The following is a 10,742-nucleotide window of genomic DNA, read 5'->3' on the forward strand; positions in this document are numbered from 1 at the left end:
CATCGAACAGAAGTTCATCACTCGATCGGGCGGATCAGCTGTAGAACTTCCGCACCCGCGAAACGATGTACTCCTGATCATCCTCGCCCAGCGACGTGTACGTCGGCAGGTACAAGCCCTCCTCCGCAAACCGGTTGGCCCGCAACGAAGGCCACACCGGATCCAGGTACATCGGCTGCCGGCTCATCGGTTTGAAGAACACCCGCGTCTCGATCCCCTCCCCGGCAAGGAAAGCACGCAGCTCGTCCCGGCGCGAACACAACAGGTCGTACATCCACAGCACATCCCGCCGAGGCATCAACCGCACCCCCGGAATGTCCCGCAGCCCAGCGTCGTAACGCGCCTCGATCGCCGACCGGAGAGCGAGGATCGAATCGAGCTGGGCCACCTGGGCCGTCGCCACCGCGGCCTGCAGGTTCGTCATGCGGAAGTTGTACCCGAGCTTCTTGTGCAGGAACGTGTGGTCCCGGTTGAACGCCATCCCCCGCAGGTGCTTCATCTGCGCCGCGAGCCGGGCGTCCGACGTCAGGCAGATCCCGCCCTCACCCGAAGCGATGATCTTGTTGGCGAACAACGAAAAGCACGCGATGTCCCCGACCGGACGCACCCCGTGCGCCTCCGCCGAGTCCTCCACGACACGCAGGTTGTACTCGTACGCCAGTTCCATGATCGCGTCCATGGCACACCGGCGCCCGTAGATGTGCACCGGCATGATCGCGCGGGTGCGCGGGGTGATCTTCGCCTCGATCAGCGACACGTCGATGTTCAGATCGTCGCCGCAGTCGACGAACACCGGGGTCGCTCCCGTGTACGTCACCGCCCACGCCGAGGCGATCATCGTGAACTCCGGGACGATCACCTCGTCCCCCGGGCCGATCCCCAGCGCCCGCAACGCCAGCGTCAGCGCCGTCGTCCCGGACGAGCACGCCACCCCGAACGACACCCCGTTGTACGCGGCGAAATCCGACTCGAACCGCTCCACGTACGGGCCCTGCGAAGAGATCCAGCCGCTCGTGACGGCGTCGGTGACGTTGGCCAGCTCGTCGCCGTTCAGGTACGGCTGGGACACCGGATACTCGACGGACATGCCTATCCCTTCCCGAGAGCGGCCAGCACGGTGTCGGCGGCGGCCCCGAGGCCGCCCGCCGCGCGGAAGCGGTCCGCCCACTCCTCGGCCCGGGCCGTGAACTCCTTCTCCTCCAGCACCCGGCGCAGCTTGGCCACGATCGCGTCCGCCGAAATCGTCTCTTCGTACGAGAGGACCAGCCCGCAGCCGCTGTCGAGGACCCGCGCCGCGTGGTCGTGGCAGTCCATCCAGAACGGCTGCACCAGGCCCGGCTTCCCGAAGTAGATCCCTTCGTACGCGCTGTTGCCGCCGCCGTGGTGGTAGTAGACGCGCACGTGCGGGTGGGCCAGGACGTCGAACTGGGACGGCACCCAGTTCTCCAGCCGGACGTTCGGCGGCAGGTCCGCCGGCAGCAACGCGCGCTGGGCCTTCGGCAGCTTCCACAGCACGTGGTGCTCGGGCCCGATCCGCCGCGCCGCCTCCGCGATCGCCGACACCTGGGGCGCGGTGAGCCGCATGTGGGTGCCGAACGCCAGGTACACCACCGATTCGTGCTCGTCCAGCCAGGCCGATAACGCCGGATCCGGCGTCACCGCCTCCGGCAGCGGGGGCACCACGGGCCCCACCATCCGCAGGTGCGACGGCGCCGCGTCGAACGGGTACTCCATGCCGAACACCGAATACCCGAGGATCGCCCGCGCGCGGTCGGCGTAGCCGGACTGGCCCGCCGTCGCGTTCACGATCCCGGCTTCCTTGCGGGCCTTGGTGAACTGCATCGCCGGGACCTTCGTCAGCATGCCGTGCAGCAGCCGCAGCCGGAACCACAGGTTCGCGAGCTTCTGCCGTCCCGAAAGCGCGCGCGGCAGCCCGGTGTTCGGGCTCGGGTAGCTCAACGGCAGGCGCTCGGCGAAGATCTCGCTCACCGAGATCGGCACGCTGTAGACGTACGGCACCTCCCGGGCGATCGCCGCGTCGGTCGGGTAGACGCTGGAGGAGTCGATGACCATCAGCGCCGGCTTCACCTCGTCGACGACGGCCAGCGCGCGCTCGTACATCGTCACCATGATGCTCGCGTCGGTGACCCCGCTGAGGTAGGCGACGACGTTCTGCGGCCGCGCGGTCAGGCTGCCCGGCTTCGCGGGCTGGGTCGCCGCCGCGTAGAGGTCCGGGTGCCATTCGCCCGGCGGGCGTTCGAGCCGCTCCCCGAACGAAACGAACCGGACCGGGTTGGTCGCGGAGATCGCCTCGACGTCGGCGCGACGGTCCTCTGTGGACGCGAAGTACAGGTCCGGCACGCCACGGCGGGCGAGTTCGCCGGCGATGACGAGCAGCGGGTTGATCATGCCAGCGTCCGCGATCGACGCGAACAGGATGGGCGTCACGGCCGTCACCAGCTCCCGGCGAGCATCAGCTCGCTGTACTTGTGCTCGTTCGACGCCTTCCGCAGGTCGGCCTCGACCATCATCCGCATCAGCTCCTCGAAGTCGACCGACTGCTTCCAGCCGAGCTCGGCGCGCGCCTTTTCCGGGTTGGCGCAGAGGGTTTCGACCTCCGCGGGCCGGACCAGGGCCGGGTCGATGACGACGTAGTCGCGCCAGTTCAGGTCCACCGCGTCGAAGGCGATCTGGACGGCGTCGCGAACCGAGTGCATCTGCCCGGTGCCCACCACGTAGTCGGTCGCCGTCTCCTGCTGCAGCATCAGGTGCATCGCGCGGACGTAGTCGCCGGCGAATCCCCAGTCACGGACCGCGTCCAGGTTGCCCAGGTACAGCTTGTCGCGCAGGCCCAGCTTGATCTCCGCCACCGCCATGGTGATCTTGCGGGTGACGAACTCGGCGCCGCGGCGCGGGGACTCGTGGTTGAACAGGATCCCGGACACCCCGAACATGCCGAAGGATTCGCGGTAGTTCTTGGTGATGAAGTGCCCGTAGGTCTTCGCGACGCCGTAGGGGCTGCGCGGGTGGAAGATGGTCTGCTCGTTCTGCGGGGTCTCGGCCACCTTGCCGTACATCTCCGACGACGACGCCTGGTAGAACCGGATCCCGCCGCCGGTCGGGCGGGACTTGTCCAGCCCGCACACCATCCGGACCGCTTCGAGCACCCGCAGCACGCCCATGCCGTTCACCTCGGTGGTGAGTTCGGGTTGCTGCCACGACATCGGCACGAACGAGATGGCCGCGAGGTTGTACACCTCGTCGGGCTGCACGAAGTCCACTGCGGACACGAGACTGACCTGGTCCATCAGATCCCCCTCCACGAAGTGGAGATCGGAGACCAGCCTGCTGATCCGCGACTTGCGCGGATTGGCCTGGCCGCGCACCAGGCCCCACACCTGATAGCCCTCGGCCAGCAGGTGCTCGGCCAGGTAGGACCCGTCCTGCCCGGTGATTCCGGTGATCAACGCACGCTTCGCCATGGATGTGCCTTCCTTGCCACGTCACGAGTACAGCTCCCGCCGTGGCGTCGTCCGGCCGCCGTGCGAGCAGCTCCGGGGTACCTCGCCGCCGCGAAAATCGCGCCGGATCCGGTGCCCGGCAACGATGTCCACGCTCGCGGGACACCGGTTCTTTGTCAACGAATCGGGCGCCAAGTCAGTGGCCGCGGAGGGAAACCTAGGGGCGCACCTATAGGGGTCCGCGGAAACGGAAGAGCCGGGACCCCGAACGGGATCCCGGCTCCGGTGACGTCCGTCAGCGGACCGGCGGCACCGGCCTCAGTGGACGGCGCACCGGCGGGGCCGGCGCCCGGTGGTTGACCGCCACCGGCGGCCGGGGCACGCCCGGCAGGCGCTCCTGCTGCTCCGGCACCCGCAGCTGCGGCTCCGACGCCAGGTCGCGGCGCCGGCTGACGCTCAGCTTGCGGTACACGCGCGTCAGGTGCTGTTCCACCGTGCTGACCGTGATGTAGAGCTGGCTGGCGATCTCGCGGTTGGTGTGGCCCCGCGCGGCGAGCCAGCCGACCCGCTGCTCGGCGTCGGTCAGCAGCTTGACGTCGGCCGGGGCGACCCGGCCGCGGAGGGACACCACCACGTCGTCGTCCCCGCCGTCGAGGAACGTCTTCCGCAGCAGCTCCGCGCCGCATTCCTTGGCCAGCACCCGGGCGTCCCGGGCGGCCGTGCGCGCTGCGGGCGTGTCGCCGCCCGCCCGGCTCAGCTCGGCGAGCGTGCGGGCCAATTCCAGCTTGGCGCCGGACTTCTCGAGCACGTCCACCGCTTCCTGCATCAGCTTCGGCCGCCGCGCGGGGTCGGCCACCAGCGCCAGCGTCCGCAGCGTGATGCCGCGGGTGCGGTCGCCGCAGTCCGGGCCGAGCTTCGCCGCCTGCTCCTCGGCGAGCTGACGGGCCTTCTCGCGGTCACCCAGCTTCAGGTGGACCTCCGCGGCGCTGGAGCGCCACGGCACGAGCGACGGCTGGTCCAGATCCCACCGGGCCATCTGCTCCCCGCAGGCGAGGAAGTCGTTCAGCGCCGTCGGCAGCCGGCCGGTCGCGAGGTAGTAGTGGCCGCGCGCGTGCAGGTAGTGCAGGCCGAACCGGGTCTCGCCGAGCGCGTCCGGCACCGGCTGGTTGAGCAGCTCGGCCGCTTCGTCGAACCGCCCCATCTCGGTCAGCGCGGCCAGCAGGGTCGCCAGCGGCGCGCCCACCCCGATGCCCCACGCCTCCGGGGTCATCTTCGTCAGCGCGATCTTGGCGTCGCGGGCGGCGAGCGGCAGGTCGCCCTGCCGCAGAGCGACCTCCGCGCGCAGCTCCGCCAGCGACGCCTGCCAGGTCGGCGCCGGACGGCCGGCGGCCTGCGCCATCAGGTGATCCGCCCAGGTGGCGGCCTTGCCGAGGCGTTCGGCGTAGACCAGCACCGTCGCCGCGAAGACCAGGTGCCGCAGGGTGATGTCGGTCATCCGGGTGCCTTCGAGCACCTGCTCGGCGTCGAGCACCGCGGCCTCGGACGGGCCTTCGCGGACCGCGCTGGTCAGCGCGTCGATCGCCTTCTGCTGCGAGTTCACCGCGAGCCCGAGCTGCGGGGACGGCGTTTCGTCGGTGATCGAGGCGAGCATCGGCTCGATCAGGCGCCGCATCCCCGGCACCGAGCTGGCCAGCCACGAATCGAGCGTCAGCAGCTCGCCGCGGGTCCGGCGGTCCCGGCAGTCGACCAGGTCACCGAACGCCTTCGAGATCTCCACGGCTTCGTCGACCCGGCCGAACCAGAGCAGGAACTCGAAGATGCCGACGACCCGGATGCCCGGCAGGTACCCGGCGCGGGTCGCGTGCACCAGCTCCGGCAGCCGGCGCATCGCCTTCGCCGGGGTGGTCCGCCATTCGATGTCGGCCAGCGACGCCTTGGCGATCGCCCGGTCGCGGTCGTCGGTGCAGCAGCGGCTGGCCATCGCGATGCACGCGCGGGCCAGCTCGACGTCGTCCTCCAGCAGCGCCGCCTCCGACGCCTCGGACAGCAGGTGCTCGGTCCACGGCTCGTCCAGGTTCGCCGCCACCACGTGCGCGGCGATCGCGGTCGGGCGGGCACCCTGGTCGAACAGCAGGCGGGCGGCCTGGCCGTGCAGGGCGGCCCGGACCCCGGGGTCGAGCTCCTCGAGCACCGCGACGCGGGCTTCGGGGTGCCGGAACCGGTGCCCGTCGAGCACGCCGGCCGACTCCAGCGCCCGGCGCACCGGCTCGGTGGTGGCCGGCGCGAAGGAGACCATGCCGCCGGCCAGCGCGATCTGCGACTGCTCGTCGTCGCCGAGGACGGCCAGCGCCCGGGCGAGTTCGAGGGCCCGCGGCTCGCTGGAGTGCAGGCAGCTCAGCACGGCGTGCCGGTAGGCGGCGCCCGCGACGACCTCGCCCGTGCCGGCCGCGCGGGTGTCGTGCACCAGCGCCGTGGCCAGCAGCGGGTTGCCGCCGCTGACCGCGAAGCACTGCGCGGCCAGCGCGTGGGCCTTGCCTTCGTCGAGCTTGCCGGCCAGCAGGACGCCGACGCCGTTGCGGGACAGCGGGGCCAGCCGCAGCTGGCGGCAGTGCGGCCGCCGCATCAGGTCGACGTGGCGGACCGGGCGCCGCTCGCCCGGGTCGGCCCGTTCGGCGAGCAGCACGAGCACCCGGGCCGGGCGGATCCGCCGGGCCATGTGCTGCAGGAACTGCAGGGACGCGGGATCGGCGTGGTGGGCGTCGTCGACGCAGACGACCAGCGGGCTCTCGGCCGACCAGCCGATCACCGCGCTGGAGAGGCGGTGCAGGAACCGGCTGTCCAGCAGCGTCGCGTCGGCCTCGGCGTCCTCCACGTACGCCGACACCTGGTCCGCGATGTCCGCGCGGACGCCCGGCGTGTGGACCAGCTGCGAAACGACGCCGAGGCCAACGGCGGTTTCGGACCGGGCGCCGGAGGCGGACAGCACGACCGCGCCGGTGCCGGCGGCCTGCCGGCCAAAGGTCTCCAGCAGCGCGGTCTTGCCGCTGGCGACCGGGCCGAGGACCAGGCCGACACCGCCGGCGCCGGAGTGGGCGTCGGCGAGCATCTGGCTCAGCGTCGCCGTTTCGAAATCACGTTCGATGAGCATGACAGGTAAATCCCCCAGGAATTCGTCGCCTGTTGGGTTCGGCTGATCCACGACCCGCGTTGCGGCCACCCCAGACGGGCCGAACACGGCTTTTTTTCGCGAATCACCAGCGCAGCCGCGCACGCGACGGGCAAATGCCGCCGCACACGCAATGCTTGACGGTCGATCGACCGGGCCCACCGCTCCCCAACGAGTGCCTGGTGATGACAAAGTCCCGTCGACTCGCGCACGAGCCGCCGGCGAAGTGTTATTCGGCGTCCCTTATGAAGGACCGCGGTAAACGTTCATCGGACAACCTTTCCCCAGACCCCAGATCCCCGCGGTTCCCGTTGGACGATTACTGCCCTGATCGCCCGGTACACCGCGAGGAGATAACGATCAGAAGCTACCACCTGCCCCTACGTGCCGCAACGAGGCACAACGGGGTTTCCCCACCCGAGGATGTCCGATTGGTCCCGATCCACCAAAGCGGGTACCGGCACCCCGGACACCGGGCGGAAGCTGCACGAACCCGCGCTCCACTCAGGGTCGGAGCCGCCGCTCCGGCGTTCGGGCATTCGGGTGATCGAGGCGACCGGGTAACGTTTACTTCCGCGAAACCTGAATCTTTTCCGGAGTCGTTGAACAATGTCCGGGAAACACAATGTGAACGGAAATCCGGTTCGGGTTCACACCTTCTGCGGAACCCGGCCCTGCTTCGAGAAGTACCCCCGGACGCTCTTCGTGCACAGCAGCAGGAACAGCACGAGCAGGACCACCGCCTGCCCCACCTGCCCGGCCCGCATCCAGTTCGGGAACTCGGCCGCGACGACGAGGTAGACCAGCCCGGCCAGCCCCAGCACGGTGATCACCATCAGCCGGACGTAGGTGCTGCGGCGGCCGAGCTTGAGCCGGCCCGCCAGCCGGACGTAGACGATCGCGATGACCAGCACCGACACCGGGCGGATCCACAGCACGCTCTCCAGCGACGCGCGCGTGCCGGCGCGATCGGCCGGGTCGGCCTGGCCGGTCGACTCCCAGTGCAGCACCTGGTAGTCGAGGATGCCGTCCTTGTGCAGGAAGGTGAGCACCGCGAACGCGACACTGATCAGCAGGTTCAGGTAGAGCAGGGCGATGACCGGCCGCAGCACGCGCCCGGAGGTGTTCGAGGTGACCATGGTTTCCCCAGTTCAGTCGGGCGCGGTGGCCCGTTCGACGATGGCGACGAGCTCGGCGGCGTAGGCGTCGGCGTCGGTGGCGGGACGCCGGATCAGTTCGGTGTGGATGCCGTCGATGGCCTGGCGGACGGTGATCGCCATGACGCGCGGGTCGAACCGGCCGAAGTCGCCGGAGCGCTGGCCCTCGCGCAGGCAGGATTCCAGGATGTCGACGGCGCCGTGGTACCAGTCGTCGTTGCCCGCGGTGACACCGCCGCCGTGCCGCAGGCTCTCGAGCAGCGCGGTGATTTCGACCGGGTGCTCGGCGATGAACGCCAGGTTCGACTCGATGTAGGCCCGCAGCTCCGCCGCCGGCCCCCGCACCGCGTCGATCCGCTCCCGCATGTAGGCGAGGCTCGTGGCCAGCACGTCCCGGACGACCTCGGCGATCAGGTCCGCCTTGCCGTCGAAGTGGTAGGAGATCATGCCGGTGCTGCTCAGCCCGGCGCGTTTCGCGATCTGCCCGAACGAAGCCTTCGCATACCCCAGTTCACCGATGGTCTCGATCGCCGCGCGGACGATCTGCGCCCGCCGGGCGTTCTCGGTGAACGTTTTTGCTTGCATGAGCAAAAAGTAGCACGGTTGAGCAAACAATCGCCAGAATGCGCTCTTTCCGCAACGTGGCGGTTGCGGTGTGTGTCGATCACGCACGACGAAGGCCACCCCGGATCCCGGGGTGGCCTTCGCAGGGGTAGGGGTCAGACCTGGCGGGCCGTCGCCATCGCGCGTTCGGTCTCCCAGAACGCCCGGACCGAGCGGATCAGGCCGTCGTCGCCGACTCGGTAGACGAAGACGCCGTCGGTGTCGACGCGGTAGCCGCCAGGCAGGAATGTCGTGATCGTGCCGACATTGGCGACCTCGTCGCCGCCCGCGTGGGAGTCGCGGATGGTGAACTCGAAGCGCTCGACGTTGGCGATCGTCTTGTCCCAGAACGCGCCGATCCCCTCGCGGCCGTGGTGGCCCTTGCCCGTCTCGTCGAAGAACGACGGGCCGACCGGGTCCTCGACCACCGCGTCCGGGGCGAACAGGGCCAGCCAGCCCTCCTTGTCGCCCGCCGTCACCGCGGTCATCGACGCGTACGCTGCCCGCCGCGCGGGCGGCTGCTCCGCCTCGGTGTCCCAGCTGACCTGCACGCCCATGGGAGTCACTCCTCGAACTTCGCGATGATTTCGGCTCCGAACTTGCGGATCGCTTCGAGCTTCGGCTCGACCGGCGCGTCGAACCCGATGCCGTCGAACACCCACGGCATGGTGATCACGTCGGTGACACCGGCGTCGGCTTGCGCGCGGTAGCCGTCCAGCCCGAAGGCGTCGATGCAGACCGCCTGGTACTCGAACGGGTCGTCGGCGCGACCTCGCTCGGCGAGCAGCTCCTTGAGCCGGGCGATGGTGTCGCGCAGCTCGTCGAGCTTCATCATCGCCGACGACCAGCCGTCGGCGACCCGGGCGGCGCGCTTCAGCGCGACCTCGGTGTGGCCGCCGATGTAGAACGGCACCCGGGTCGGCGGCGCCGGGCTCATCTGGATCTTGTCGAAGTCGTAGAACTCGCCGTGGTACTCGACCATCCCGCCGCCGAGGATCAGCCGCAGCACGTCGATGGCCTCGTCGACGCGCTTGCCGCGCCGCTCGAACGGCACGCCGCAGTACTCGAACTCCTGGGGCAGCCAGCCGACGCCGAGCCCGAGGCCGAACCGGCCGCCGGTGAGCACGCTCGCCGAGCCGACCTGGCGGGCCAGCAGCACCGGGTTGCGCGAGCCGAGCTTCAGCACCGACGTGTAGAAGTGGATCCGGCTGGTGACCGCGCCCATCGACGCGGTCGCGACGAGCGGGTCCACCCAGGGTGTCTCCGCGGTCCAGAACCGGCTGCCGTCCGGGGTGTACGGGTAGTCCGTGTCCACCGTTTCGGCGTAGAAGAGCGAGTCGGGCAGGGCAATGGAGGCGAAGCCGGCCTCTTCGGCGGCCCGGGCGAGCTCGCCCAGCTGATCGAGGGGGTTCATCGCGATCGACAGGGTGAACTTCATGGCCGAACTATAACGTGTTCTAGTTTCTTCGGCCAGCGCTCGCGGTGGGCCCGGTCACGCTCCGGGAACCCACCGCGTAGCGTCCGCGTTGTCCGTTTCAACGGTGACCACCCGTCACCGAGCCCCGAACTTCCAGGAGTGGTCCATGGGCACCGCGATCTTCCTGATCGTGCTCGTCGTCGTGATCGTCGGTGGCGGCCTCTATTTCTCGCGGCAGCGCGCCGCGGCCCGGCAGCGGGAGCTGGACGACGCCAAGGCCGACGCCCGGCGCCTGGTCGAGCGGCTCGGCGGCCAGGTGCTCAACCTCAACGGCAACGACACCGCGTCGATGCAGGCGATGGCCGACGCGAGCGAGCGCTACAACGCCGCCGGCTCGCAGCTGGAGCAGGCCCGCACGATCGAACAGGCCCGGCTGGTGAAGGACACCGCCGTCGAAGGCCTCTACTACGTCCGCGCCGCGCGGGTCGCGATGGGGATGGACCCCGGCCCGCAACTGCCGGAGGAGGCCGAGCGCGAGCGCGCCGGCAAGGTCACCGAGCGCCGCGAGGTCGACGTCGAGGGCCAGCACTACGCCGCTTCGCCCGACGCCGGCCAGGACACGCCGTACTACTACCCCGGCGGCCGCGTCGCGGGCCGTCCGGTGCCGCAGGGCTGGTACAGCGAGCCGTGGTGGAAGCCCGCGCTCGTCGCCGGCGCCTGGGGTCTGGGCTCGATGTTCCTGTTCAGCGCGATGTTCTCCGGCATGAGCGGCATCGCGAGCGCCTCGGCCTGGGAGTCCGGCTACGACGCGGGCCAGCAGGACGCGCTCGAGTCCGGCGACATCTCGACGGCCGAGCCGGAGCTGATCCGCCGATCGGCCGAAGCCGCGCTGCCGTACTACAGCGTGCCTGCGATGATCGTCCCGGTGGACCACTTGC

9 protein-coding genes are annotated in these 10,742 nt (G+C 70.1%); 1 reads left to right on the forward strand and 8 read right to left on the reverse strand.

The window, feature by feature from the left end; translation table 11 throughout:
- Positions 1-34 precede the first annotated feature (34 nt).
- The 8 genes from ACWEF6_RS14835 to ACWEF6_RS14870 all read right to left on the reverse strand — a co-directional run bounded on the left by ACWEF6_RS14835 (position 35) and on the right by ACWEF6_RS14870 (position 9,825).
- On the reverse strand, positions 35-1,087 hold the full coding sequence (locus ACWEF6_RS14835) for a DegT/DnrJ/EryC1/StrS family aminotransferase (protein ID WP_449683409.1): 1,053 nt from the start codon (positions 1,085-1,087) through the stop codon (positions 35-37).
- A gap of 2 nt (positions 1,088-1,089) precedes the next feature.
- Positions 1,090-2,448: a glycosyltransferase gene (locus tag ACWEF6_RS14840; RefSeq protein ID WP_449683410.1), complete on the reverse strand. Its 1,359-nt coding sequence runs from the start codon at positions 2,446-2,448 to the stop codon at positions 1,090-1,092.
- Positions 2,449-2,453: 5 nt separating this feature from the next.
- Positions 2,454-3,482: a GDP-mannose 4,6-dehydratase gene (locus ACWEF6_RS14845; RefSeq protein ID WP_449683411.1), complete on the reverse strand. Its 1,029-nt coding sequence runs from the start codon at positions 3,480-3,482 to the stop codon at positions 2,454-2,456.
- Between the two features lie 274 nt (positions 3,483-3,756).
- Positions 3,757-6,609, reverse strand: a complete 2,853-nt coding sequence (locus ACWEF6_RS14850; protein WP_449683412.1) for an AAA family ATPase — start codon at positions 6,607-6,609, stop codon at positions 3,757-3,759.
- A 668-nt stretch (positions 6,610-7,277) separates the two neighbouring features.
- Positions 7,278-7,766: a hypothetical protein gene (locus ACWEF6_RS14855; RefSeq protein ID WP_449683413.1), complete on the reverse strand. Its 489-nt coding sequence runs from the start codon at positions 7,764-7,766 to the stop codon at positions 7,278-7,280.
- Positions 7,767-7,778: 12 nt separating this feature from the next.
- A complete protein-coding gene (locus tag ACWEF6_RS14860) occupies positions 7,779-8,369 on the reverse strand; it encodes a TetR/AcrR family transcriptional regulator (protein ID WP_449683414.1) in 591 nt (196 codons plus the stop codon).
- A 134-nt stretch (positions 8,370-8,503) separates the two neighbouring features.
- A complete protein-coding gene (locus tag ACWEF6_RS14865; RefSeq protein WP_449683415.1) occupies positions 8,504-8,944 on the reverse strand; it encodes a nuclear transport factor 2 family protein in 441 nt (146 codons plus the stop codon).
- Between the two features lie 5 nt (positions 8,945-8,949).
- The gene (locus tag ACWEF6_RS14870; RefSeq protein ID WP_449683416.1) at positions 8,950-9,825 is read right to left on the reverse strand and encodes a TIGR03619 family F420-dependent LLM class oxidoreductase; all 876 of its coding nucleotides are present in this window, start codon (positions 9,823-9,825) and stop codon (positions 8,950-8,952) included.
- Between the two features lie 145 nt (positions 9,826-9,970).
- Between ACWEF6_RS14870 and ACWEF6_RS14875 the strand changes: the two genes are divergently transcribed.
- Positions 9,971-10,742 (forward strand): hypothetical protein (locus ACWEF6_RS14875; RefSeq protein WP_449683417.1); only part of this gene is annotated, 772 nt, incomplete at its 3' end.

The organism is Amycolatopsis sp. NPDC004772, from assembly GCF_053601215.1.

Coding starts and splice junctions, on each gene's coding strand:
- ACWEF6_RS14835 (WP_449683409.1), bottom strand. CDS start 1,087: ATGTCCGTCGAGTATCCGGTGTCCCAGCCGTACCTGAACGGCGACGAG.
- ACWEF6_RS14845 (WP_449683411.1), bottom strand. CDS start 3,482: ATGGCGAAGCGTGCGTTGATCACCGGAATCACCGGGCAGGACGGGTCC.
- ACWEF6_RS14850 (WP_449683412.1), bottom strand. CDS start 6,609: ATGCTCATCGAACGTGATTTCGAAACGGCGACGCTGAGCCAGATGCTC.
- ACWEF6_RS14860 (WP_449683414.1), bottom strand. CDS start 8,369: ATGCAAGCAAAAACGTTCACCGAGAACGCCCGGCGGGCGCAGATCGTC.
- ACWEF6_RS14870 (WP_449683416.1), bottom strand. CDS start 9,825: ATGAAGTTCACCCTGTCGATCGCGATGAACCCCCTCGATCAGCTGGGC.
- ACWEF6_RS14855 (WP_449683413.1), bottom strand. CDS start 7,766: ATGGTCACCTCGAACACCTCCGGGCGCGTGCTGCGGCCGGTCATCGCC.
- ACWEF6_RS14865 (WP_449683415.1), bottom strand. CDS start 8,944: ATGGGCGTGCAGGTCAGCTGGGACACCGAGGCGGAGCAGCCGCCCGCG.